We start from the raw sequence: 23956 nt of genomic DNA on the forward strand, positions 1-23956 counted from the left end.
CTCAGCTCCGCTCGGCAAGGACGATGAGCCGCGGCGACTCGGAGCCGAAGAAGACGCCGGGGTGCGCGGGGTGTCCGGTCACCTCGGTGACCTTGAAGCCCGCCTCGTGGAGCACCTTGCCGAGCTCGTGCAGCCCGTAGAGGCGGAGCGAGTAGTCGAGCTCGCGCGAGCGGCCGTCCTCGAACATGACGGTGCGCTTCACCTTGAGCCTGCTCGTGAAGAAATCCACGTGCATTTCATCCATGCAGACGCAGCCCTCCCCCTCGAACCAGACAAGGCTCGGCTGGCGGGACGCCACATAGTCGCGGTTGACGATGTCGAGCAGGAGCATCCCGCCGGGGCGGAGGGCGCGGCGGATGCGGGCGAGGACGTCCGCGTTCTTCTCGTCGTCGAAGTAGCCGAAGCTCGTCGACCAGCAGTAGACGCCGTCGAAGGTCTCCTCGAACGTCATCTCGCGCATGTCGCCCTGGAGGAAGTTCAGCTTCTGGCCGCGGTCCTGCGCCTCGTCGGCGGCGCGGGCGAGCATGGCGAGCGACAGGTCGTAGCCGACCACGCTGTAGCCGCGGCTGGCGATCTCGATCGCGTGGCCGCCTGCGCCGCACGCGAGATCCAGGATCACCGCGCCCTTCTCGACGCCGAGCCGCTCCTCGATGAAATCGACCTCGCGGCGAACCACCTTGCTGTCGATCTTGTCGAGCGTGCGCAGGAAGTCGTCGCCGAAGAGCTCCTCCCACCACGGGCGCTTCCGGCGCGCGGCGGGCTCGGTCGAGGGGCCGGAATCGTGCTCGACCTGCTTCGCCGCGGGCGCCGCGGCGGGAGCGGCGGGCCGCGCGGACGCGGAAGGCTCGCCGTGCGACGAAGGCGCCGACACGGGCGGCGCCGACGCGGGCGGCGGCGGCACCGAGCTCGTGAACGTCGCGAGATCCGGCGATGCCAGCGCCTGCGCGCGCGGGCGCCGCGGCGGCAAGGGAGGCGGCGGTGGCTTCTTGGGGTGCGCGCCGTGCGGATCGGCCTGCGCGGCCGAGCCCGCGTCGGCGAGCTCGGCCTCGCGCTCGGGCTCGACCTCCTCGAGCTCGACCTCGGTGCTCCTCGGCGGCACGGTGATGCGTGTCGCGTCGCCCTGCGCCTGCTGGCCTTCGCCGCCCGCGGGAGGAGCGCTCGATAGCTCGGCCTTCGCCTCGGCGACGGGCCCGGACTCGGGATCGAGCTCCGCGACCTCGTCCGCGCCCGCCCCCAGCGGCCAGTCCAAGGGGTGCGCGTCGATCTCCGGCGCCGAGGCCTGCCTCCTGGGCCGCCTCCGAGGCTGCGGCTGGAGGGCGTCGAAGGCGGCGTCGCGCGCCGTCGGCGGGCCCTCGGGGAGGCCTTCCTGGAACGACTCGAGGCCCATCCCGGTCGGGACGTCGTCCGGCTGGATCCTGAACTGGAGCGGCGGCCACTCGTGCTCCGCCGGATCGGTCAAGAGCGGCGGTCTGGCGGGCTCGGGGGCCGAGGTGATCGGCGGCACCGGCGGCAGGTCCGACTCGATGCTGACGATCTGGAGCGGCCGGATCACCGCGACCGAATCGGGATCGATGATGAGCCCGCTCGGCGCCGGCATCGGCGGCATGCTCGAGGATTTCGGTGACGGGCGCGGGACGGCGCGGGGCGCGACCAGCTCGGCCAGGTTCGTCGCCGCAGCCGTCGCCGCCGCCGGCTTGCTGGGGGGTCTGGATCCATCCAGCGCGGGCTCGCTGGGATGCCTGGGCGCGTCGAGCGTCGGGTAGCTGGGCCGCCTCTCGGAGGCGCTCGGCCACCCGTCGTCGTCCGCCTCGTCGCGCGCGCGCGGGCGCTCCGCCGCGGCGTCCTCGGGCACGGTGGCGCGGTCGTGCGTGGCGACCTGATCGTCACCCTGATGCGCTGCGTCTCCGGACACGTTCACGAGTCGCCGCGAGCGCCGTCGCCCGGTCTTCGCGCCCTCGCCGCGCTTCGCCTCCGCCGCCCGCTCCACCTCCGTCGCGAGCGACTGCCAGGACCGCCTGGAGCTGGCGCTCGTCGGCAGGGGAGCGCCGTGCCGCGAGCGCTCCGTGGGCGGTCCGGCGATCCGCGGGTCGAGATCGAGGTCCGGGATCTCCGCGATCTGCCCGCCGGAGCTCCCGTCCGCGATGCCCGCGATGACATCGAGGCGCGGCAGCGGCGTCGTCGTCGCGAGCTGCGGGCGCACGCTCGGCGAGCGCTCGGGCCGTGGAGCGGACGCTCGCGGGGCGAGCGAGCCCTGGTCTCCCTGCGGCGCCGGTGCGGCCGCGTTCCCTGCCTCGCCCGGCAGCGGCGCGCCGGGCTCTCCGGAGGCGCCGCCTTCCTGGGCGGGCGTAGCCAGGGGGTTGCGCGGCCGCTCGCTCGTCATCGCGGGCCCCCTCCATCCAGCGGCTCGCCGTAGAGGATCGGCCCAGGAGCCCTGCTCCAGGGGGGCGCCACCCCGCGCTCCACGAACATGACCGCGGTGGATCCGAGGTGGAACTTGCCGATCTCCTCGCCGCACGCGACCGGAAGCGCCGGCGAGATCGTGTGCAGGCCGAGCGGCACGTCGCGCGCGTCGACGGCGCTCACCGTGATCCGTCCGACGATCATCGCGCCCACCATCACCACCGTAACGCGCCCCTGGCGCTCCGTGTCGATCACGATCGCGACGCGCCGGTTGCGCGCGAAGAGGCCCGGGACGTGGCGCTCGCCGATCGCGTTCACCGGGAACAGCTCCCCCGGCATCGATCGGATGAGGCTCACCTGCCCGGCGACGGGCGAATGGACCCGGTGGTAGTCGCGGGGCGACAGGTAGACGATCGCGAACTGCCCGCCGTCATAGCGCGTGGCTTCAGCGGGGTCGCCCACGAGGTCTTCCACGCGGTACGGCTGCCCTTTGATGGTCAGCCGCCCGCCCTCGGTCACGGGGCCGATGTCTTCGACCCGTCCGTCGGCAGGGCTGGTGATGGCTCCGGGATCGGAGCAGACAGGGCGCATCCCCTCGCGGAGCTTGCGCGTGAAGAACGCGTCGAAGCTCTCGTAAGGGCTCGTCAGCACCTCGGCGGCGTCCATGTCGACGCGGTACGCGCGCGCGTAGAGCCTCACCACCGTGTTCAAGACGGCGGCGGGGGCTCTGGCGTCGCAGAGGCGGCCAACGGCCCGGGTAATGCGCTCTCGCGGAAGCACCCGCAACAGCTGTGCGGCGGCGTAGGTGGCAACGGTCATTGTGCGGAGCAGCGGTAACGATGCGGGAAAGAGAGCGGTGCAGGAATGCTAGGCCTCAGGAAGGACCTTGGTCAACGCTCGGGTCAGACGAACCTTCCAGCGTCGGCGCAGTCCCCAACCAGCGAGGGAGCTCAGCCTTGACGCGACGCACAGCGCGATCCGAGGCGCGACGCCAGGCCCGTCCCCCGCGCCCCACGTTTCTCCACGTCGCTGCGAGCGCGTCAATCGCGAAGCGCCGCTCCGCGCAAATGGAGGCGTGAGGGCCTGCAGGCCGTCCCCTCGACGCGCTCCATTCTGAAGCGGCGATCCGGACCTCGCGCTGCAACTTCGATCGACCTCCGCGGGCGCGGCAGAAAAGCGGAACGATTTCAAGGGCCTGCCTCCTGGCACGCCGCTCGCTGAAGAGGGCCGAGGAGGCTCGCAACAACGATGGAGATCAAGTTCTGGGGAGTTCGCGGGAGCATCGCTTCGCCTGGGCCGGAGACGGCTGCGGTGGGCGGAAACACAAGCTGCGTGGAGGTTCGCTGCGGAGCGTCGCGGATCATCCTCGATGCAGGGACGGGCGTACGCAAGCTCGGAGATGCCCTGCTCCGGGAGGGACCGGTCGAGGCGACGGTGCTGCTGTCGCACCTGCACTGGGACCACATCCAGGGCCTGCCGTTCTTCGTGCCGGCGTACCTGCCGAGCTCGCGGCTGTCGTTCGTGGGCAGCGCGCACGGGGTCGGGAGCCTCCGCGAGGTGCTCTCGACGCAGATGGCCGCGCCGAGCTTCCCCGTCCGCATGGACGAGCTCTGCGCGCAGATCGCCGTGCGGGAGGCGCGGCCGGGCGAGGCGTTCGATGTGGGCGAGGTGCACGTGCGGATCGCCAAGCTCAACCACCCGGGCGGCGTCCTCGCCTACCGCGTCGAGCACGAGGGCCGCAGCGTCGTCTACGCGACCGACACCGAGCACTACGCCTGCGTCGATCCGGCGCTGCGCGCGCTCGCGGACGGCGCCGACGTGCTCATCTATGACGCGCAGTACACCCCGGAGGAGTACCGCGGCGACGGCGGGCGCTCGAAGGTCGGCTGGGGGCACTCGACGTACGTCGCGGGCGCGGAGATCGCGCGGGCGTGCGGCGCGCGGAAGCTCGTCCTGTTCCACCACGACCCGCAGCGGACGGACGCCGGCGTCGCCGAGATCGAGCGCCTCTCCCGCGAGCTCTTCCCTGCCTCGGTCGCCGCGCGCGAGGGGCTCTGCATCCACGTCGAGGCCCTCGCGCGGGCCGCGTGATGACCCGGATGACGACAAGCGCGGCGCCCTCTATGCTGGATACTGCTCCGCTATCCATGTCGCGCCTCTCGCTGCTCGTCGATCTCGCCTCCCTCCTCGCCCGGGAGGTCGACTTCGACGCCCTCCTCGGCACGGCGTGCGAGCGGCTCGCGAAGGCGCTCCGCGCCGACCGCGCGACGATCTGGCTAGTCGACGCCGAGCGCGGCGATCTCGTGACGCGCGTCGCCCTGCTGCCCGAGCTCCCCTCGCTCAGGCAGCCGCTCGAGCGCGGCATCGCCGGGCACGTGGCCACGACCGGGCAGGTCGTGCGCGTCGACGACGCCTCGCGCGACCCGCGCTTCGATCCGTCGGCGGACCGGGCGACGGGCTACACGACGCGCTCGATGCTCGTCGCGCCCATCCGCGAGGACGGCGCCGCGCCGGTCCGCGGCGTCGTCCAGCTGCTGAACCGCGCGGGCGCGCCGTTCGACGAGGAGGACCAGCGTTACCTCGTCGCCCTCGCGACGCAGCTCGCCCGCGCCCTCTCGCTGACGACGCTCCGCGCCGCCGAGGGCGGCGGCCCGGGGGTCGTGCTGCAGGGGCCGTTCAACCGGATCGTCGGCCGGAGCGAGCGGCTGGCCGCCGTGTACGAGAAGGTCCAGCTCGCGGCCCAGACCGACGCGACCGTGCTGCTCCGCGGGGAGACAGGCACCGGCAAGAGCCTGTTCGCCCGGGCGATCCACGTCAACTCGCGGCGCCAGACGAAGCCCTTCGTCACCGTCGACTGCACGACGCTGCCGGCGCAGCTCGTCGAGAGCGAGCTCTTCGGCCACGAGCGGGGGGCGTTCACCGGCGCGGACCGGCGCGTGCCGGGCAAGGTCGAGCTCGCCGAGGGCGGCACGCTGTTCCTCGACGAGCTCGGGGACCTGCCGCTCGACATCCAGGGCAAGCTCCTTCGCTTCCTGCAGGACCGCTCCTTCGAGCGCGTCGGCGGTCGCCAGTCGCTCCGCGCCGACGTGCGCGTCGTGTGCGCCACGCACTGCGACCTCGAGCGCGCCGTCGCCGAGGGGCGCTTCCGGAAGGACCTCTACTACCGCGCGCGGGTCGTCGAGATCGATCTGCCGGCTCTGCGCGAGCGCGGCCCCGACGACGTCGAGACGCTGGCCCGGCACTTCGCGGACGTCTATGCGACGAGGTACGGCAGGCCGTCGCCGCGCTTCGATCCGGACGCGCTCCGCCACCTCCGCGCGCATACGTGGCCAGGCAACGTGCGCGAGCTCGAGCACTGGGTCGAGAGCGCCATCGCCCTCGCGCCGGACGGCCGCATCTCCGCGGGGCACCTCCCGACGCGCCGGGGTGAAGGCGCCCCGCCGCACGCCGCCGCGGCGCCCGAGGGCGACGCGCGGGTGGCGCTGCCGCTCGGGCTCACCCTCGACGAGGTGACGCGGCGCTACGTCGAGGCGATGGTCCGGGCGTGCGAGGGGAACAAGACGGAAGCGGCGAAGCGGCTCGGCGTCGGCAGGAACACCCTGGCGCGCGCGCTCCGCGCGAAGCACTGAGGCCGCGCGGAGCGCGCGACCTCCTCCGGCCCGACGCCTGAGCCGCGCGACGCCCGAGGAGGCGCGGGGCGTGGGTCACGGGGCGCAGGCGCGACCCTCCTCACCCCGGGTCCACAGGGAACGTCAGGCCGATCCCGGCGATCGCCGCGACGGCGGAGGTCTTCCACCTCGCGGCCGGGCCGGCCGAGAGCAGAGGGCGCGCCAGGACGACGTGCAGCTCGAGGAAGCTGCGCAGCTGGAGGTACCGCGCGATGCGCCACTCGGCGCCGCCGCGCGCGCCGGAGGTGAGCAGCCAGAGGACGTCGCTTTCCGTCTGGGTGATGCTCTCCGGGGCGGGCGCGCGGACAGCGCCGAGCTGGAAGACGTTGCACAGGAAGACGCCGTCCCGGTGCCTGCAAAGCGACATGACCCCCAGCCCGGCGCTGATGCGCCGTGGCCCGCCGCTCGGCAGATCGCTCGGAGGGCCGCCCAGCGCGACGATCGCCCGCGCCTCGAGCGACAGGGACAGGTCGGACCAGCGGAGAGCGGCAGCGGGCGAGATGCCGATGCCTGCCGTGGGGGTCAGGCCAAATGCCACCACGGAGGACGCGCTGAACTCGCTGTGCACACGCGGCTCTGGCGCGCGCTGCGCGCCGTGGGCATAGGCCGGGGCCGGCAGGGCGAGGCCCAGCGCGATCATCAAGGGGATGCGACCAGGGTTCGGCATCCCGCGCACCGTAGGAGCGCGCTCCGGCGCGACGGAATCCGGAGCGGGCGCGCTCGCGAACAAACCGCCGCTCGCGCGCCATTGCGTCGAGCGGCGCTATTTCCTCGGCTCGCCGTCTTTTTTTGGATCTCGGAGGCGACGGGCTAGCGCGCCCTGCGGCGCGCGGCCTCGCAGAGGGCCGAACGGAGGGGGTCGCCGGGGAGATCGGGCGGCAGCTTCTCCTCGCAGGCCACGTCGGGGTTCAGCGGGTCGAGCGCCGTGCCGGCCGAGAAGGCGCGGTCCCCGTCGGGGCCTCCGTGGAGCAGCCCGTGCAGCGACCACCACCGGCCGTAGCGGCTGTGCACGTCCTCCACCCGCTCGACGAGGGGCGAGGCGCTCGCGCGCTCGCCCGACGCCAGCAGGGCGGCGGCGAGGAAGCAGCGCACCGCCGGCTCGTGCGGCGCGAGCGCCTGCGCACGCGCGTGCTGGACCGCGGCGGCGGCGTGGTGGCCGCGGTCATGGAGCAGCTGGCCGAGCCGCACCCGCTTGCTCACCTCCTGCCGGTGCGGCATGTCGGCGCCGGGCGCGAGGTCGGGCGGCACGTCGGCCGGCACGCTGGCGAGGTAGGCGCGCCAGCGCTTGTCCCAGGCCGCGAGGTCCGCGCCGGAGATCTCGGCGATCGCCCGCTCGAGGTCCGCGTCGCTGCTCGCGTCCTTGAGCCGGCGCAGGAGCTGCGGCAGCGCCGTGTCGCCCGCCTCCCTCGTCCAGTAACGGATGAAGCTCGCGACCTCGGCGAACACGACCGCCGCCTCCTCGGCGCTCGGGAGCATCGCGATCGAGGGGCCGATCTTGTCGAGCGGCCGCCCGAGCCCCCTCTGGATGCCAAGGAAGGCGATCGCGTCCGCGGACGGCACGTCGTCCAGCGGGTCGGGCTCGCGCCAGCGGACCTCCTCGCGCTTGGCCACGCCCTCCTGCAGCCACAGCGGGGCGTTGTCGCGCGTCCCGCGCGACAGGGCGAGGTGCGTTATCTCGTGCGCGAGCGTGTCCAGCCAGGGATAGCCGCTCGGCGTGGCGCGCGGCGAGAGCATCGTCACCCGCCCCCACTTGGCGATGGCGACCGTGCCCGTCGTCCGCGCCGCCTCCTCGGGCAGCCCCGTCATCGCGGAGAGCGTGAACTGATCGCGGACGAGATCGATCCGCAGGGGCCGGAGGAGCTCGACGCCGAGGTCCTTCGCGAGCACGTCGCGCGTCCTCGCCGCGACGTCGACGAGGAGCGGCACGAGCGCGCGATCGTCGTCGTCCTGGAGCCGCACCCAGACGCCGCGCTCCTCGTCGTTCACGACGACGGTCGCCGCGGTGGCCCGGGCGCAGCCGCGCGCGATGTCCCCGAGCGCCGCGCCCTCGGCCGTCGCCGCGAGATCGGGGCGCGCGAGGATCGCCGAGGCGGCGTCGCAGTCGCCCTCGTAGATGGCGAGGCGACCGCGCTCGAGCGCGAGCGCGAGGTCCGCCGGATCCGCGTCCTTCAGGGCGTCCCGCGCCGCGGGGACGTCGATCTCCAGGATCGCGGCCCGGGCCCGCGCCGCGCGATCGAGATCGCCGACCGTGAGGCGGCCGGACGCGGTCGCCGACGCCGTCGCGAGCCCGGCGAGGATCGCCGCCCGGAGGCCGCGCCTCGCGATCGCCGTCGCCCCGCGCCGCGCCGTGACCGGGGCCGCCCCACCGCCTGTGCGCGTCATTTCAGGAGCCCCTCCGCGTAACGCTTGACCGCCTCTCGCAGCCGCGGCTCCGAGGTCCCCCCGAGCCCCTCGAGCACGCGACGGCGGAACTCCTCGGGGCCCTTGTGCTTGTCCTTGTCCGGGATGTCGGCCTTCCTCGCCATGCTCCGATCCCCTTCCGACTCGGCGTCGCTGTCCTGACCCTGGTCCTCGCTGCGCGACATCTCGAGCAGCCGCTGCGCGTCGCGCTGGCGCTCGTTGCCGCCCTCGCCGTCCCCCTCGGCGAGGGCGCGCTGGGCGTCGCGCATCGCCTGCTCGGCCTCGTCGAGGCGATCGAGCATCTCCTCGGGCATGCGGCCGTCGCCGCGCTCGCCCCGCTTGCGGAGATCGCGCGCGCGGTCGGCGAGCGACCCCTCGCGCTGGCTCGACTTCCCGAGGCCGTCCCGCGCCCGCTCCGCCGCCGCCTGCCGCAGCTTGCGCAGCGCCTCCTCGGCCCAGGCCAGCTCCTCGGCGAGCGCCTGCTGCGCCTCGCCGGCCTCGCGCGCGGCGCGCTCCTCGGGGAAGAAGCCGCCGGCCTGCGCGCCGAGCCGCTTCGCGTCGCCCAGCGAGCGCATCGCGCCCCGGCCGCTCGTCACCGCTTCCTCGGGGCGGCCCTGCTCCAGCGCGCCGGCCATCGCCTCGGCCTGCTCCCTGCCAGCCGCCGCGGCGGACTCGGCCGAGCCCGGCGCCGCGCCCGGCTGCGGCAGGTCCCGCACGGCCTCTCGGATCGCCTCCGCGTGCTTCTTCGCCTCCTCCCGGAGCGCCGCGATCTCCTCGGGCCGCGACGCGCGCGAGAGCTCCTCGGCGACCGCGTTCGTCTCGGCGGCGTGATCGCGCGCGAGCTCCTCGAGATCCCGCTCGCTCTGGGCGACGCTCTCGTCGGCGTTCGACGCGTCCCCGGGGTCAGGCCCGCGCGGCGCGCCCGACTCCACCCCGCCGCGGCCGCCGCCGCCGAACGAAGGCTCCGGCCGCCTGAGCCGCGCCGCGAGGTCGCGCGCCGAAAGCTCGGTGTGCAGCCAGTCGCTGGCGCCGCGGGCGCGCGCGATCCTGCGCAGGTCGTTCGCGACGATCTCGCCGAGGTCGAGGCCGAGCTCGCCGAGCTTGCCGAGCTCGACCCCCCCGCCGCCCAGCACGGTGACGGCCGCCTCCAGGCGGACCTCGCCGCCCTCGCCGTCGCCGCTGCCCAGGAGCTCGGCCGCCGCCGCCGCCTCGTCCGCGACGTCGGCGAGCCGCTGCGCGACGGCCCGGGCGTCGCGGTGGCCCAGGCCGCGCAGGCCGGCGTCGAACGCGAGCAGCGCGCCCTCGGTCTCGTCGAGCAGCTCCTGGTGCGCCGCGCGGGTCGTCGACTTCCGCTCGGCGGCGAGCGCCGCGTCGAGCCGGGCCAGCTGACCACGGGCGAGCGACGCGACGCGCCCCCGCACCCGCAGCCCGCCGTGATCCGCGGCGAGCGCCGCCTCGACCGCCGCCTTGGCCGTCGCCTGCACCTCGGCCTCGTGCGCCGCGTGCGCCGCGGCGCCGCCCGCCTCCGGCGTCCTCTGGCCGATGCGGTCGGCGAGCAGATCCGTGAGCGCGTCGCGCGCCTTCACGAGCGCGGCGTAGCGCCGCGCCTCGGGCTCGCCCACCTGCGGCGGGACGACCAGGATGGCCTCGCTCCTGCCCCACTTCGGGCCCTCGATCGGATCGTTGTCCCGCGCCTCGATCCGCACCTCGACGGGCACGTACGTCCTGCGGAAGAAGGGATCGCGCGCCCGGAGCTCGTAGCCTCCGCGGTCGACCTTCGCGTCCGCCGCGGGCCGCGAGAGCACCCGCCGCTCCTCCTTCGCTCCGGCGCGCAGGACGAGATCGACCTCGCGCAGGCCGTGATCGTCGGTGATCTCGTAGCGGAGCGGGATGCTGGGCTCGTCGAGGAGCTTCACCGTGCGGGGCGCGCCCTCGAGCGTGACGCGCGGCGCGTCGTCCGGGATCGACACGACGCGCTGCGCGTCGGCCTGCCGGACGCGCACCTGCCCGAAGCGCGCGGCCGCCTGGAGGGTCGTCGACTCGCCGAGCGTCCAGCGGGCGACCACGCTGCCCTTGCCGTCGTCGACGAACGGCACCTCGGCGCCGCCGTCCGTGAGCACGAGCGCGCGCCCCGCGCGGACGGGGCGGCCGCGCACCGTGATCACGGTCCCTCGGGGCTGCATCGTCGGGGCGAACGGCAGGAGCTCCTCCGCGCCCTGGTGCAGGTAATCGGGCGGCGTCGCCGTCATCTCGACCTCCTCGATCCACGGCAGATCGAGGGGAGCCTCGCCGCCGCGAGCGGCGAGGACATCGAGCCCCTCGACGACGCGCGACGGCTCGATCGCCGCCGCCGCGAGCGCCGCCGCGCCGAGGGCGAGGCCCGCGCTCGCCCACCGCGTCGCCGCCTGGCGCGCGCGCGAGACGACGCGCGCCTGCGAGGCGCGGCCGAGCAGCCGCCGGAGGTGCAGGCCGGCGAGCTCCGGCGAGCCGACGCGATCGTCGGCCGCGGCGCGATCCGCGAGCGTGAGCGCCCGCAGGGTGGCGGCGCCGAGCGCCTCGTCCGTGCGGCCGATGATCTCGCGCACCGTGCGCCGGGCGTCGCCGCGCCGCCGCCGCATGAGGATGGCCCGCGCGGCGATGGCCGCGAGCAGCAGCGCGAGCCCGGCGCCCGCGAGCCCGCGGGCGAGCGGCGACCCCACGCGCGCCACATGCGCCGCGCCGAACAGCCCTGCGCAAGCGGCCGCGGTGAGCGCGCGGCGCGCGGAGGGGCCCACCTCCGCATCCCAGACGGAGCGCAGCCGCGCGATGGACAGGGCCGGCGCCTCGTTATCCATGGAGAGGCAAGGGTAACCGGCGGGAGGAGGTGGTCCAGCGGATCGGTGGGATCCCCCGGGAAGCGGGAGCCCGGGCGATCAGACGTCGAGCTCGCCGTCGGTCATGAACCAGCTCTCCGCGTCGAGCAGCACGCGCCGCAGCTCGTCGGGGAAGGCGGGATCGAGGTGGACGATGAGCCACCGCGAGCCGACGTTCGGCGGGTGGGGGCGGGAGAAGAACCCGAGCGCCCGCAGGCGGGCGCTGAACGAAGGGGGCGTCACGAGGAGCATGCCCACGGAGACGTGCCCCTCTCGCCGCATCGCCTGGCAGAACTCGAGCAGCAGGGCGTCGAACGTGGGGCCGCTGTCCTCGCAGAACAGGTCGCTGATCTCGACCTTGTTGTTCCGCACCGAGTAGACGGCGTAGCCGAGCAGCCGCCCGTCGTGCCTGTCGAGCATGCAGAAGAAGCGGTATCGGACGTTGCCGAGCTGCGCATAGCGCCAGTTCAGGAACTGGGCGCTCCGCTCGCCGACGACCGGCCAGGGCTTCGCCCGCGACCACAGCCCGTCGAAGCGGTGATCGGCGGCGTCCACGAGCTCGGTGCGCACGCGGCTCCCCTTCGCGAGCAGCGCGGCGGTGTCCCGGAGCGCCATGGAGGCGTCGATGGCGCTGCCCGCGGCGCGGACCAGGAGGTTGTCCGGCTTCACCGTCGCCCGCTGGACGGCGCGCTCCGCCGCGGTCGACAGCGCCTGCGCGAGCGGGGCGGGCGGGGCGCCCGGCTCCGATGCCTCCCAGAGCGCGCGCCAGCGAGGGTGGGGGACCGCCGACGCGGCCCGCTCGGCGACCCGCTGCACCACCGCGCTCACGGTGCTCCGCTGCTCGCCTGCCGACGAGGCCGCGAGCTCGTTCAGCTTGTACGCGGCCATGAGGGGCCGGACCCAGATGATGGAATCGGCGATCTTCTTGTAACCGGCGCGCTGGAAGATCGGGAATGAGGCCTTGTTGGGGAAGCCGAACACGAAATCGACCCCGGCGTCGCGGCAGCCCCTCGCGAGCTCTCGCTGGATGCTCATGGCGGCCCCCGCGATGCGGTGCGCCTTGGTCACGCCGAAGTCGCCGAGGACGCCGGCCTTGAGCTTGCGCCCGTCGACAACCAGGTCGCGCGGGTAGAACGAGCCGCTCCCGATGATCTCCCGCTCCGGTCCGTGAAAGCCCATCCAGGTCCGCGGGGGGCCGGCCGGGTTCTGCTCCTGGAACCAGCGCATCCGCCGCTCCACGAGCTCCTGCGACACCTCGCCGTGGGCGAGGTTCTCTTTCCAGAGCTGCGCGAGGACGTCCCTGTGCTCTTCCGGATGGACGCGGGCGGCGCTGTAGACCTTCTCCATGGCTTTCCCGTGCGCTCTCCTGGCGCGGCAGAGCGGCGCGCCGCGCCCGTCATGGCCGAAGGCGGCGAGGGCGTCAATCGCGCCTGGCGGCGCGGCGAGGCGTTCCGCGCTGGGCACAGCGACGCCCGCGCGGCGAAGGCGTCATCGCGGAACCGGAGTACACTCGCGCGATGTCTCGCCGCGCCATCGCCGCCGTCGCCTGGCTCTCGTTGCTGTTCGCCCTGGCTTGCAGCTCCGCGCTGCCGCCGCCCCCTCCAGACGCTTCGCAGGCGAAGAGCAGCGGCGCTTCCGCGCGGCAGCCGGGCCCAGCCGCGGATCCGGGAGCGACGTTCGATGGCGACGTGATGGTCGCGGACGGCGACCCCGGTCCGGTGCCGGTGACACGCGCGGATCCGGCGCGCGGCAGCCGGCTCGCGCCCGTGACGATCGTCGTGTTCTCCGACTTCGAGTGCCCCTTCTGCAAGCACCTGGGCGGCACGCTGAGGCAGCTGGAGCAGCGGTACGGCGCGGAGCGGCTGCGGGTCGTGTGGAAGAACTTCCCGCTCGCCTTCCACAAGCAGGCTCGGCCGACGGCCGAGGCCGCGATGGCGGTGTTCGCGCACGCGGGTCCCAAGGCCTTCTGGGCGTTTCACGACGCCATCTTCACGGCCGACGAGCGGCTCTCGCCGGAGGTCCAGGGCAACGCGCTCCGGCGGGCCGGCGTGACCCCCGGCCAGATCCAGCAGCTCGTCCAGCAGAGCAGGGCGGCGCAGAAGGTCGACGCGGACATGGCGCTCGCCGGGCGGCTCGGCGTGAACGGCACGCCGGCGTCGTTCATCAACGGCGTCCTCCTCGTCGGCGCGCAGCCGGCGGAGCGGTTCGCGGAGATCATCGACGCGCAGCTCGCCGCGGCGCAGGCGCTCCGCGCCGAGGGGACGCCGCCGGAGAAGATCTACGCGGCGCTCGCGAAGAAGAACTTCGCTCCTCCTGCCGAGGAGCCCGACGACGCCGAAGAGGAAGGCGACGGCAGCATGGTGCACCTCGTGCCCGTCGGGGACTCGCCCGTGCGCGGCGCGGACACGGCGCTCGTCACGATGGTGCTGTTCAGCGACTATCAGTGTCCGTTCTGCAGGCGGGTCACGCCGACGGTCGAGAAGCTCAGGGCGCAGTACGGCGACAAGCTGCGCGTCGTCTGGAAGGACAACCCGCTCCCGTTCCACCCCCGGGCCGAGCCCGCTGCAGAGCTGGCGCGCGAGGCCCGCGCCCAGAAGGGAAACGACGCCTTCTGGCAGGCCAACGATCGCCTCCTCGCCGGCGAGGCCGCCCTCGACGACGCCGCCCTCGAGGCCGTCGCCGCGGACCTCCGGCTGAACGTCGACGCGGTGAAGCGCGCCGTCGCCTCGCACAAGCACGCCGCCAAGATCGAGGCCGACGTGGATCTCGCCGACGATCTCGGCGCCCAGGGGACCCCGCACTTCTTCATCAATGGCCGCAGCCTCGTCGGCGCGCAGCCGATAGAGAAGTTCCAGGCGATCATCGACGAGGAGATCGCCAAGGCGGAGGCGATGGTCGTGGCCGGGACGCCGCGCGCGAAGGTGTACGAGGCCATCCAGAAGCAGGCGGCCCCGCCGGCGCCGCCGCCGAAGGTGTCCGTGCCGCCGGTGCCCAAGGGCCACCCCAGCAAGGGCGCGGCCACGGGCAAGGTGGTCATCCAGGCGTTCTCCGACTTCCAGTGCCCTTTCTGCGCGCGCGCCGCCGCCACGATGGACGAGCTCATCAAGGCGTTCCCGGGCAAGGTCCGTGTCGTCTACCGCCACCTGCCGCTCCCCTTCCACCCGGAGGCGCAGCTGGCCGCCGAAGCGGCCATGGAAGCGCTCGCGCAGAAAGGGCCGGCCGGCTTCTGGAAGATGCACGACCTGCTCTTCAAGGTGAGCGACGCCTCGAACCTCGACCGCGGGGCCCTGGAGCAGCACGCCAAGAGCCTCGGGCTCGACGCGGCGCGCTTCGCAAAGGCGCTCGACGAGCACACCCATCGCGCCGCCGTCGAGGCCGACGCGCAGGCCGCGCGGAGCGCCGGCATCACCGGGACTCCCGGGTTCGTGATCAACGGTTACCTGGTCAGCGGAGCCCAGCCGCTCGCGAAATTCAAGAAGGTAGTTCGGCGCGCCCTCGGCGAAGCGAACTGAACGCGACCTGAACGCGCGCGACACGCGCGTCCCGGCGGCGCGCGCTCCGGCTCCGGGCTCCAGGACCTGCGCTCCGAGCGATCTGGCGCTCGGCTCACCATGTGCGTTTCCCGGGCCGCCTCCATCGATATCGCGCTTCGAGCTCGTGATAGCCTGTCGCAATGCCCAAACCGCGCGGTCGAGGGACATCGGCCGAACCCAGGCGCACCGTCAAGGCATCGAGCGGATCCGCGCGTGCGCGGCGTCATGGCAAGGCGGTCGAGCGCGCGGGCGCGAAGGCGGGCCCGCCGGCCGCGCTGCGCGACGGGCAGGAGCGGGCGCCCGCAAGCTCGCGCGCCAGGCCCAGGAAGGCGAAGGGCGCGACCTCGCTCGTGGAGGCCTCCGTCGCGAAGCGACCGGCAGCGCCGGGGAAGCGCGCGGCGGCCGAGCCACCGGCGGCGCCGAGGATGCGCCCCGCGAGAGCGCGTGCCGGCGAGCAGGCCAGCGCCGCGCCGCCGAAGCGCCGACCCCGGAACGCGAAGGCGAAGAGCGGAGCGGACGACGTGGAGTTCTCGCCGCCGCGGCCGCCAGAGCTCGACTGGGACGACACGCCGTCCGAGAGCGCCGAGGAGGCCCTCGCCCAGCGCTGGGCGGCGCGGGGGGAGGAGCTCTTCCAGCAGCTCGAAGGCCACGGCGCCGCGCTCCACGAGTACCGCGCCGATCTCAAGGAGGGGCGCTTCGTCTGGATCGCGCCGAGCGGGCGCGTGTCCGCCGAGGCGAGCGCGCGCCTCCTGTGCAGCTGGTCGTGCGCGACCTCGGTCCTGGTCATGGCGTGGGCCGACCCGCTCGCCAGCGGCGCGGGGATCGGGCGCATCGACGGGATGCCCGCGGAGCAGGACGGCATCGACGAGCAAGGCGCCTGGCAGATCGCGATGAGGGCGGCCGACGCCTGCAACGCCGCCTACCTCTATCGCGTGTCCTCGCCGCAGGCCTGGTACTTCCTTGCGCTCGACGGGCTGACGTTCTCACCGAAGCGCATTTCGTTCCATCCGGGCGCGCCGGTCTGCCTCGTGCTGCGCGCCATCGGCGAGGTGCGCGAGGCGATCGCGTCCCGCGCCGAGCCCGCCGACGTCGTGCGCGACAGGATCTCGGCGCTCAGCGACTCGCTGTTCCACCAGGCCAGATATGCCTACCGCGACACCGATTGGGTCGCGCGCCTCGATCGGACCGGCTCGTGCCTCTCGCACCTCGCGAAGCGCATCCCACGCGCCGGCTTCAGCGCGATCGCCGCGGGCCAGCGCATCGACGAGTGGCTCGATCGCGAGCTCGCGGTCGAGCTGATCAACGCGCTCTCGCTCATCGAGGACGAGTGGAGCCTGTTCGGTTGATGGGGCGGTGACGGGCGCGGCCTTGCCCGTATCGCGGTCAACCCCCGCCTTTCCTCGCGTCGCGCGCGGCCGAGCCCGCGCCGCGCGCCCGCGGCACCGCTCTTGAAGGGGTCGCAGGAGGGGACGTGAGGGGAGGGGGCGATGGGGCGAGCGAAGCTGTTCGAGGATCGCAGGGACGCCGGGCGCAGGCTCGCGCAGCTGCTCTCGGGGTACAGGAGCGAGGCGCCGCTCGTGCTCGCCCTACCGCGCGGCGGCGTCGAGGTGGGCTACGAGGTGGCGCGCGCGCTGGGCGCGCCGCTCGATGTGTGGATCGTGCGCAAGCTCGGCGCGCCCGGGCAGCCGGAGCTCGGCGTGGGCGCGATCGCCGAGGGGGGCGAGGTGTACATCGATCGGGGCCTCGTCGCGCTGCTGGGGATCTCCGAGGCGCAGCTCGCCGAGATCGCGGAGCGGCAGGCCGCCGAGGTGGAGCGCGGGGTGCGCCGGTACCGGGGCGACAGGCCGATGCCCCGCGTCGAGGGGCGGACTGTGATCGTCGTGGACGACGGCATCGCGACCGGCGGCACCGTGCGGGCCGCGCTGCGCGACCTGCGCAAGCGCTCGCCGAGGCGGCTCGTGCTCGCCGCGCCGGTCGCCGCGCCGTCGAGCCTGTCGTCGCTCCGCCGCGAGGTCGACGGCATCGCTTGCATCGAGGAGGACCCGGGCCTCCAGGCGATCGGCGCCTACTACGAGGATTTCTCGCAGACGTCGGACGACGCCGTCGCCACGCTGCTCGCCGAGGCGCGGCGCGAGGTCCCGAGGCCGGAAGGGGCGGAGCGGCCCCTCTTCGTCGAGGCTGGGACGGCGGCGCTCCCCGGGGACCTCGCCATCCCGGAGAGGGCGGGCGGCCTCGTGATCTTCGCGCACGGCAGCGGCAGCAGCCGCAGGAGCCCTCGCAACCGCTCGGTCGCGGAGGCGCTCTGGCGGTGGGGGCTGGCCACGCTGCTCTTCGACCTGCTCACCGACGAGGAAGAGGCGGACGATCGCCGGAGCGCCCACCTCCGCTTCGACGTCGATCTGCTCGCGCGGCGGCTGATCGGGGCGACGGACTGGGCGCTCGCGCGACCCGAGCTCCGTCACCTCGCGGTCGGCTACTTCGGCGCGAGCACCGGCGCGGCGGCCGCGCTCATCGCCGCGGCGGCGCGGCCGCGCGCCGTGGGCGCCGTCGTGTCGCGCGGCGGCAGGCCCGACCTCGCGGGCGCGGCCCTGGCGATGGTGCGCGCGCCGACGCTGCTCATCGTGGGCAGCGCGGACACCGAGGTGCTGGCGCTGAACCAGGCTGCCCTCGACGAGCTCGCGGGCCCGCGCCGCCTCGCCGTCGTGCCTTCCGCGACGCACCTGTTCGAGGAGCCGGGCGCGCTCGCGGCGGTCGCCCGGCTCGCCGGCGAGTGGTTCGCGCAGCACCTGATCGCGCGAGGAGCCGAGGCGAGGGCGTGACGCGCCTGCCGCGGGCCGCCCGCCGGCGCCTGCCGGCGCGCGCCGGCAGGCGCGGCGCCTACCTGGAGAGCCAGACCGTGTACGCGTGCGGCATGAACGGCGCGTCGTCGGGATCGAACGGGAGGCTCCGGATCATGCTCCCCGCGTTGACGCCCACGACGAGCAGCCCCGAGAGCCCGTCGAGCCCCACCACCGTGCGCTGCGCGCGGCTGCTGCCGAAGACGCCGGCCACGTCGACGCGGCCGGCCTCGGCGCCCTGCGCGTCGACCTTCACGATCGCCCAGCGGAACAGCGCGGGCAGCTCCCAGTCGGCCACGAAGGTGATCTCGGCCGCCTTGAGATCCGGCCGAGCGGCCGCGTTCTCCGCCGAGAGATCGAGCCAGAGATATGTCGCGCCGGTCGGCTCGATCGGGCGCAGGGGCGCGACCCGGCGCGGGAGCGTGGCGTAGGGCAGCGACCACTCGAAGCGAACCCGGCCGAAATCGCCGAAGCGCCCGGCGTCGGAGAGGTGCGCGCCGTCGCTGCGGCTGCCAACGAACGCTCGCGCGATGGCGAACTCGAGGAGCAGGTCGTCGAGGTCCTCGCCGCGAGATCGCAGGGACGCCCGGAGCGCGTCGAAGGTGTCGGGCTCGGCGTGGAAGCGCGCCGCGCCCGCGGGCGTGGACTGCGCCGCGATGGCGAGCAGCGACGTCGCGACCTGCGCCGGCGTCCCGGTGCCGTACGCGTCGTCGAGGTACCACGGAAAGAGCAGGCCGCCGTCGAGCGCGCCGAGCGCCGCGCCGGTGAGCGCCCGCTCTGGCGCCCGCTGGAAGGCGTCGACCGCGGCGAGCTCCTCGGCCGCGCAGGGCGCCGCGATGGCGGCGAGGTAGCTCGCCGTCATGGCGATCGCGCCCTCCTCCGCCCCGGCGTCGAGGCGCATGGCGACGGCGGCTCCGAGCGCGTAGGCCGCGTCGGACGCGCTCGCGCACCCGCCGCCGCGCTCCGGCGCTGCGATGATGGCAAACGCGCTCGCGGCGTCGAACCGCTCCCCGAGCGCCCGCAGATCGTGCCCCACGCGCATCGGGCCGCGGCGCGGGCCAGGCTCCAGGTAGAGATCGTACGCAGGGCCGCCCCCCCGCGCGCCATCGGGGAGCGGTCGCGGCAGACCGAGCGCGTCGTAGGTCCGCATCGCGGCCTCCAGGTGGGTGAGGCTCTCGAGGAGGGCGGCGCCGGGGACGTCCGCGGGCGCGTGCACGCAGACGGGCAGCGTGAAGGAGCAAGCGCGTTGTCGGACATCGCGGACATCGCGCTCGCCCGGGCGCTGCACCGGCGAGACCACGGGTCGGCCCTCGGCCGGCGGGGCGGCGGCCACCGAGGCGCTGTCGTCGGGGGGCGCCCCGGCCTGCGCGCTCGCGACGGGCGAGGGCGGCCTGGCCGACGGCGCGTCCGCCGCGCGCGCCGCTGCCGCGGGGGGGCCGCCGAGGGCCGCGCCCAGGGCGAGGACCACCAGCGCCCAGGGCGCCTTGCGTCGCAGCGCGGGCGCTCGCTCGGGTCGCGCGGCTCGGGCGTGTGTGGGGAACGGTCTCATGGGGAGCGCGCTTGGTGTCCGGAGATCCGCCGGCGAGTCTGCCCCGGCGGCTTCGCGCTAGCTCATCGCACGAGCGACCGCCCTTGCCCATGCTCGCCAGCGTCGGTCCTGCGCCCCCGCCGGCCCGCGCCGGGAGGGCCCCGGCGGCGGCGTGGCTCCTCTCGTTCCAGAGCGGGAATGCGGGGGTGTCTGGACCCCGATCTCACCGAATCGAACTCCTGGTATCCTGCGCGCCCCTCGTCCGCCTCCCGGGCGGGGGCGAAAGCCCAGGACGATTCAATGACCCATCCGCTTCACGACATCTTGCTCCCCGACAGCCGACACGACTTCTTCCCGGTGGTGATCGAGATCCCGAAAGGATCGAAGTGCAAGTATGAGCTCGACAAGAAGACCGGGCTCTTGATGCTCGACCGCGTGCTCTACTCGTCAGTGCACTACCCGGCCAATTACGGCTTCATCCCGCAGACGCACGCGGGCGACGGCGACCCGCTCGACGTCCTCGTCATCATGCAGGAGCCGGTCGTGCCGCTCACGATCGTGAGGGCGCGCGCCATCGGCGGCTTCTTCATGCGCGACGACAAGGGCGTCGACGACAAGATCATCGCGGTCGCCGTGGACGACCCCTCCGTGGCCCATTACCTGACCCACGAGGAGCTGCCGCCGCACGTGACCAAGGAGCTCATGCGGTTCTTCATCGACTACAAGACGCTCGAGAACAAGCTCGCAGAGGTAGATACGATGTACGACAGGAACCGCGCCCTGGAGGTCATCGAGGAGTCCGTGGCGAGCTATCGCTCGATCAGCGCCTGGTCCAAGGGCTGACGCGGCTGGCCTGGGGGCCGGGTTGCAGCGGCGCACGGATGGATCGCGGATGCGGTGGATCGCCCTTCCTGGACCCCTCGGCGTCCACCCCTCGTAACCTTCGAAAAAATCCAGAAACCGGGCATAGCGGCGCCGGGTAACCCCGCGAGAACACTCGGCACGAGGGTTGCTTTACCGCCGGCTGTGGATCGCTTCTCGACGCTCATGGACGACGAAGGCCTTGCCCAGCGGCTCGCCCAGAGCCCTGAGGTCGAAGCGCGCCCGGCGATCCAGCGGCTCCGGTTCGACCTTGGATCCGGTGGGAGGTCGAGCTCTCTGGCGTGGCGGGTGACACCGTGAGTCGGCTCAACGCGGAGCGTCGAACTCGACTTCGCTCCGGGGAGAGCCACCAAGGGCCCACCATGACGCATACAGGCGAGCAGGCAGGGCAAATACGCTGAAGACGCTGAAAACGACGCTGAAAACGATTCGAACGCGGCGAACACAGTCAACGCAAACAACACGAATGACGCGGACGATTCGGTGACAGGCCATTGAAGCGCGCGTGTATGCGCATGGATTATCGAGGCGACACCGCTTGATCGGGGCTTGACAATATGAGAGACATCAGCTTTTCTCAAGCAATGATGAGCACGCTTAATAGCTTAGTTTCGGCGAAAGCGTGTCGCCGCTACTCCGCAGTGGCGCTTCTCCTCGCCGGTCCGCTCGGTTGCTTGGGCAACCTCGGAAACCCCGACGGGACGCCCTCCGAGACGGGTAGCAGCGGCGACAGCAGCGGAAACGGCAGCGGCAACGGCAGCAGCAGCGGCGGCGACGGCGGGGGCCCCGGCGACCCGCCGGAGATGCACACGGAGATCCCGGAGGTGTCGCACTGCGAGGTCGCGGACAAGAGCACCCCGGGCCCGCGCGTGGTGCGTCGCCTGACGGTGGATCAATTCGAGGCCACTGTCCGCGATCTGTTCAAGGACCAGTCCGTCGCCCTTCCGAGCATCTTCAACGATCCGCAGGTGCTCGGGTTCACGGCCGACGCGAACGCGCTGGTGATTCGCGACCTGACGGCCCAGCAGATCATGGATTGGGCCGAGACGACCGCCGACTGGGCGGTGACGAACAAGCTCGCCAGCATCACCTCCGCCTCGTGCCGGACCCTGGATGCGAGCTGCCGGACCGAGTTCATCCGCGACTTCGGCCGCCGCGCGTTCCGCGACAAGCTCACGGACGAGCGCGTGGCGTCCTACGACGCGCTGTTCAGCGCGGAGAAGTCGTTCGAGGACGGCGCCAAGGTGGTCGTGGGCGCCATGCTGCAGTCGCCGTACTTCCTCTACCGCCACGAGATCGGGACCGCGGCGAACGGCTCGGGCGTCTACGAGCTCACCCCGCACGAGATCGCGAGCAACCTCTCGTACCTGCTGACCGGGACCATGCCGGACGAGGCGCTGCTGCAGGCCGCCGACGCGGCCGCCGCCCAGGGCGCCAACCTGACCAGCGAGCAGATCGCCCAGCACGCGCTGCGCCTGCTGGAGGACTCGGCGACAAGGCCGCTCGCCGAGAAGGAGATGATGCGGTTCATGCGCGGCTGGCTCCAGCTGAACCGCCTCGTCACCGCGGTGAAGGACAACACGCTCTTCGATCTCACGGACGCCATGCGCAAGGACATGATGGCCGAGACGCAGGCGCTCATCGTGGACACCGCGTTCAACCAGAACGGCACGTTCGCCAACCTCCTGCAGGCGGACTACACGTTCATCAACGCCAGCCTGGGCGCGCACTACGGCATCAACGGCGCCGGGGGCACCGAGCTGACGAAGGTGACGCTCACCCCGGGGCAGCGCGACGGGGGCATCCTGGCCCACGGCAGCTTCCTGACGGGGCATGGCGGCGCGAAGCTGTCCTCGCCGACCCAGCGCGGCAAGATGGTCCGCACGCGCCTCCTCTGCCAGCCGCTCGAGCCCCCGCCGCCCGGCGTGGATCCGAACGTCAAGCCCCTCGAGACCCCGGCGACCACGCGCGAGATGGTCGAGCAGCACGCGCAGGCGCCGTTCTGCGCGAACTGCCACAAGCAGACGGACCCGATCGGCGTGGGCTTCGAGCACTACGACACGTTCGGTCGGTGGCGGAACGACGAGAACGGGATCCCCGTCGACGTGACCGGCACGGTCTTCGAGCCGCCCAGCGGCGAAGATTTCAATTTCAATGGTGCCACCGAGCTGGCCGACTACCTCGCGGCGAGCGAGGACGTCAAGGCGTGCATGGTCCGTTACTGGTCGTACTACGCGTTCGGCGGCACCTGGGAGCAGGACGGCTGCACGTACGAGACGGTCCAGCAGGACGCCGCGGCGGACGAGTTCCGCCTCAAGAGCGTGTGGCTCGCGTTGACGCGCGCGCCGCACTTCACCCGCAGAGTTCAAGGCCCGTGACCCCACGGCTGCAACCCAAGAACAGATCGGTAGCGAGTGAAAGGATCGGTCATGCGCAGCCATAGTCGTAGGAAGTTTCTCAAGGGTGTCGGGGCCAGCCTGGGCGCCAGTCTTCTGTTCTCCCCCTTCTATGATTCCATCGCCAACGCGGCTCCCGGGAAGAAGCCGAAGCGGCTCCTGATCTTCTTCACCATGGGGACGGCCCCCTCGATCTGGAAGCCCAAGAGCGTCTCCGGCGAGACCCCCACGTTCAGCGAGTCCACCTCGCCGCTCGAGGAGGTGAAGGAGCACATCGTGATGCTGGACGGCCTCCCCAGCGGGAGCCCCAGCAACAACCACGGCTCCGCCGACGGCCTCACCGGGATGGGCTATTACAGCAACGGCCCCTACGGGTTGATCTCGGTCGACCAGTACATCGTCGAGAAGCTGAAGGGCAAGGGGCTGTCGACGCCCATCCCCTCGCTCCTGCTCGGCGCCGCCGTCGAGGGCGGCAAGACGGGGTTCTACAAGGGGACCAACCTGTCGCCGATCGCCTCCCCCACGTCCGCCTACTCGACCGTGTTCACGGGCTTCACGCCGTCCAACAACCAAGGCAGCAACGACAACGGCGCCGCCGAGGCCCTGCTGAAGCGGCGCAAGAGCGTCCTCGACAACCTCACGAAAGAGCTCTCGTCGCTCAAGGGGAACCTGGGGAAGGAGCAGCAGTACAAGCTGGATCTGCACCTCGAGTCGATCCGCCAGCTCGAGCAGCGGCTCTCGAACACGATGACCCCGGGAGGAGGAGGAGGAGGAGGGACGGGCGCCTGCTCCGTCCCGGGAACGCCCACCGGCGACATGACCAATGGCTTGAAGGCCAACCAGCTTCATCTGGATATCATCGTCGGCGCGTTCGCGTGCGATATCACCCGCGTCGCCTCGATCCAGTGGGGCTCGGATCAGATGATGAACGCGAACCTGAGCGAGATCGGGCTCAGCGGTGAGGAGCACAACGGCATGATCCACACCGGCGCCCCCGCGCACCTCGACCTGATCAAGCTCGAGAAGTGGCTGCACCAGCAGTTCGTCGGCGTCATCAAGAAGCTGAAGGCGACGCCCGAGGCCGACGGCTCCGGGACGCTCCTCGACAACACGCTGGTCGCCTGGTGCCGTGACATGGGCGACGCGCCGAACCACACCCAGAACGAGATGAAGTTCGTCCTGGCGAGCGGCAACGGCGGCTATCTGAAGACGGCCCCCGGCGGCCGGTTCATCAAGAGCGGCGAGCGGCACGAGCGCGTGCTCCTCAGCCTGTGCGACGCGATGGGCGTCACGGACTTCTCCGGCTTCGGGGATCCGGCTCTGGGCAGCAAGTCGCCGCTCCCCGGCATCGCCGCGACCTGACACCGAGGGCGCGAGGCCGCTCGCCGCGACAGGTGCGCCCCCACGCACCTGTCGCGGCGAGCTCCATTGGCGCGAGATCGGTAGCGTGAAAGGGTCGT

Annotated in this window: 15 protein-coding genes; 8 read left to right on the top strand and 7 right to left on the bottom strand. The window is 73.0% G+C overall.

Annotation, left to right across the window (positions count from 1 at the left end):
• Nucleotide 1: 1 nt before the first annotated feature.
• Both WMF45_RS49980 and asd read right to left on the bottom strand, forming a co-directional pair.
• Nucleotides 2–2380 carry a methyltransferase domain-containing protein gene (locus WMF45_RS49980; RefSeq protein WP_437714397.1) on the bottom strand — a complete coding sequence of 793 codons (2379 nt, stop codon included), beginning with the start codon at nucleotides 2378–2380 and terminating at the stop codon, nucleotides 2–4.
• Nucleotides 2377–3102 carry an archaetidylserine decarboxylase gene (gene asd / locus WMF45_RS49985; RefSeq protein ID WP_437714399.1) on the bottom strand — a complete coding sequence of 242 codons (726 nt, stop codon included), beginning with the start codon at nucleotides 3100–3102 and terminating at the stop codon, nucleotides 2377–2379. The genes WMF45_RS49980 and asd overlap by 4 nt, the downstream gene beginning before the upstream one ends.
• A gap of 546 nt (nucleotides 3103–3648) precedes the next feature.
• Here asd and WMF45_RS49990 point away from each other — a divergent pair.
• Entirely contained in the window at nucleotides 3649–4491 is an 843-nt protein-coding gene (locus WMF45_RS49990; protein WP_437714401.1) for an MBL fold metallo-hydrolase, read from the top strand.
• Between the two features lie 56 nt (nucleotides 4492–4547).
• The gene (locus WMF45_RS49995; RefSeq protein WP_437714403.1) at nucleotides 4548–6029 is read left to right on the top strand and encodes a sigma-54-dependent Fis family transcriptional regulator; all 1482 of its coding nucleotides are present in this window, start codon (nucleotides 4548–4550) and stop codon (nucleotides 6027–6029) included.
• Nucleotides 6030–6129: 100 nt separating this feature from the next.
• Here the strand turns inward: WMF45_RS49995 and WMF45_RS50000 are convergent, their stop codons facing one another.
• The 4 genes from WMF45_RS50000 to WMF45_RS50015 form a co-directional block, all read right to left on the bottom strand.
• Complete coding sequence (locus tag WMF45_RS50000; protein WP_437714405.1) at nucleotides 6130–6735, bottom strand: hypothetical protein; 606 nt, start codon at nucleotides 6733–6735, stop codon at nucleotides 6130–6132.
• 143 nt (nucleotides 6736–6878) lie between these two features.
• The gene (locus WMF45_RS50005) at nucleotides 6879–8450 is read right to left on the bottom strand and encodes a hypothetical protein (RefSeq protein WP_437714407.1); all 1572 of its coding nucleotides are present in this window, start codon (nucleotides 8448–8450) and stop codon (nucleotides 6879–6881) included.
• A complete protein-coding gene (locus tag WMF45_RS50010; protein ID WP_437714408.1) occupies nucleotides 8447–11302 on the bottom strand; it encodes a DUF4175 family protein in 2856 nt (951 codons plus the stop codon). The genes WMF45_RS50005 and WMF45_RS50010 overlap by 4 nt, the downstream gene beginning before the upstream one ends.
• 78 nt (nucleotides 11303–11380) lie before the next feature.
• Nucleotides 11381–12667, bottom strand: a complete 1287-nt coding sequence (locus tag WMF45_RS50015; RefSeq protein ID WP_437714410.1) for a GNAT family N-acetyltransferase — start codon at nucleotides 12665–12667, stop codon at nucleotides 11381–11383.
• A gap of 170 nt (nucleotides 12668–12837) precedes the next feature.
• Between WMF45_RS50015 and WMF45_RS50020 the strand changes: the two genes are divergently transcribed.
• The 3 genes from WMF45_RS50020 to WMF45_RS50030 all read left to right on the top strand — a co-directional run bounded on the left by WMF45_RS50020 (nucleotide 12838) and on the right by WMF45_RS50030 (nucleotide 17672).
• Nucleotides 12838–14832: a DsbA family protein gene (locus tag WMF45_RS50020; protein WP_437714412.1), complete on the top strand. Its 1995-nt coding sequence runs from the start codon at nucleotides 12838–12840 to the stop codon at nucleotides 14830–14832.
• 161 nt (nucleotides 14833–14993) lie between these two features.
• Complete coding sequence (locus WMF45_RS50025) at nucleotides 14994–16199, top strand: hypothetical protein (protein ID WP_437714414.1); 1206 nt, start codon at nucleotides 14994–14996, stop codon at nucleotides 16197–16199.
• 141 nt (nucleotides 16200–16340) lie between these two features.
• Nucleotides 16341–17672 (top strand): phosphoribosyltransferase family protein, encoded by a 1332-nt coding sequence (locus WMF45_RS50030; protein WP_437714416.1) that lies wholly within the window; start codon nucleotides 16341–16343, stop codon nucleotides 17670–17672.
• A 58-nt stretch (nucleotides 17673–17730) separates the two neighbouring features.
• Here WMF45_RS50030 and WMF45_RS50035 read toward each other — a convergent pair whose 3' ends face one another.
• Nucleotides 17731–19239, bottom strand: a complete 1509-nt coding sequence (locus WMF45_RS50035) for a hypothetical protein (RefSeq protein WP_437714418.1) — start codon at nucleotides 19237–19239, stop codon at nucleotides 17731–17733.
• 279 nt (nucleotides 19240–19518) lie between these two features.
• Between WMF45_RS50035 and WMF45_RS50040 the strand changes: the two genes are divergently transcribed.
• The 3 genes from WMF45_RS50040 to WMF45_RS50050 all read left to right on the top strand — a co-directional run bounded on the left by WMF45_RS50040 (nucleotide 19519) and on the right by WMF45_RS50050 (nucleotide 23858).
• On the top strand, nucleotides 19519–20061 hold the full coding sequence (locus WMF45_RS50040; protein ID WP_272096779.1) for an inorganic diphosphatase: 543 nt from the start codon (nucleotides 19519–19521) through the stop codon (nucleotides 20059–20061).
• A gap of 713 nt (nucleotides 20062–20774) precedes the next feature.
• Nucleotides 20775–22478 (top strand): DUF1592 domain-containing protein, encoded by a 1704-nt coding sequence (locus WMF45_RS50045; protein WP_437714420.1) that lies wholly within the window; start codon nucleotides 20775–20777, stop codon nucleotides 22476–22478.
• A gap of 51 nt (nucleotides 22479–22529) precedes the next feature.
• Entirely contained in the window at nucleotides 22530–23858 is a 1329-nt protein-coding gene (locus WMF45_RS50050) for a DUF1552 domain-containing protein (protein WP_437714422.1), read from the top strand.
• Nucleotides 23859–23956 lie beyond the last annotated feature (98 nt).

Origin of the sequence: Sorangium sp. So ce448 (assembly GCF_051520915.1) — a bacterium.
In the GTDB taxonomy this organism is placed as follows: domain Bacteria; phylum Myxococcota_A; class Polyangia; order Polyangiales; family Polyangiaceae; genus Sorangium; species Sorangium cellulosum_B.

Bases quoted from the DNA above. Each gene is read 5' to 3' on its own strand.
- WMF45_RS49980 (WP_437714397.1), bottom strand. From the start codon at position 2,380: ATGACGAGCGAGCGGCCGCGCAACCCCCTGGCTACGCCCGCCCAGGAA.
- WMF45_RS49990 (WP_437714401.1), top strand. From the start codon at position 3,649: ATGGAGATCAAGTTCTGGGGAGTTCGCGGGAGCATCGCTTCGCCTGGG.
- WMF45_RS49995 (WP_437714403.1), top strand. From the start codon at position 4,548: ATGTCGCGCCTCTCGCTGCTCGTCGATCTCGCCTCCCTCCTCGCCCGG.
- WMF45_RS50000 (WP_437714405.1), bottom strand. From the start codon at position 6,735: ATGCCGAACCCTGGTCGCATCCCCTTGATGATCGCGCTGGGCCTCGCC.
- WMF45_RS50005 (WP_437714407.1), bottom strand. From the start codon at position 8,450: ATGACGCGCACAGGCGGTGGGGCGGCCCCGGTCACGGCGCGGCGCGGG.
- WMF45_RS50010 (WP_437714408.1), bottom strand. From the start codon at position 11,302: ATGGATAACGAGGCGCCGGCCCTGTCCATCGCGCGGCTGCGCTCCGTC.
- WMF45_RS50015 (WP_437714410.1), bottom strand. From the start codon at position 12,667: ATGGAGAAGGTCTACAGCGCCGCCCGCGTCCATCCGGAAGAGCACAGG.
- WMF45_RS50020 (WP_437714412.1), top strand. From the start codon at position 12,838: ATGTCTCGCCGCGCCATCGCCGCCGTCGCCTGGCTCTCGTTGCTGTTC.
- WMF45_RS50025 (WP_437714414.1), top strand. From the start codon at position 14,994: ATGCCCAAACCGCGCGGTCGAGGGACATCGGCCGAACCCAGGCGCACC.
- WMF45_RS50030 (WP_437714416.1), top strand. From the start codon at position 16,341: ATGGGGCGAGCGAAGCTGTTCGAGGATCGCAGGGACGCCGGGCGCAGG.
- WMF45_RS50035 (WP_437714418.1), bottom strand. From the start codon at position 19,239: ATGAGACCGTTCCCCACACACGCCCGAGCCGCGCGACCCGAGCGAGCG.
- WMF45_RS50040 (WP_272096779.1), top strand. From the start codon at position 19,519: ATGACCCATCCGCTTCACGACATCTTGCTCCCCGACAGCCGACACGAC.
- WMF45_RS50050 (WP_437714422.1), top strand. From the start codon at position 22,530: ATGCGCAGCCATAGTCGTAGGAAGTTTCTCAAGGGTGTCGGGGCCAGC.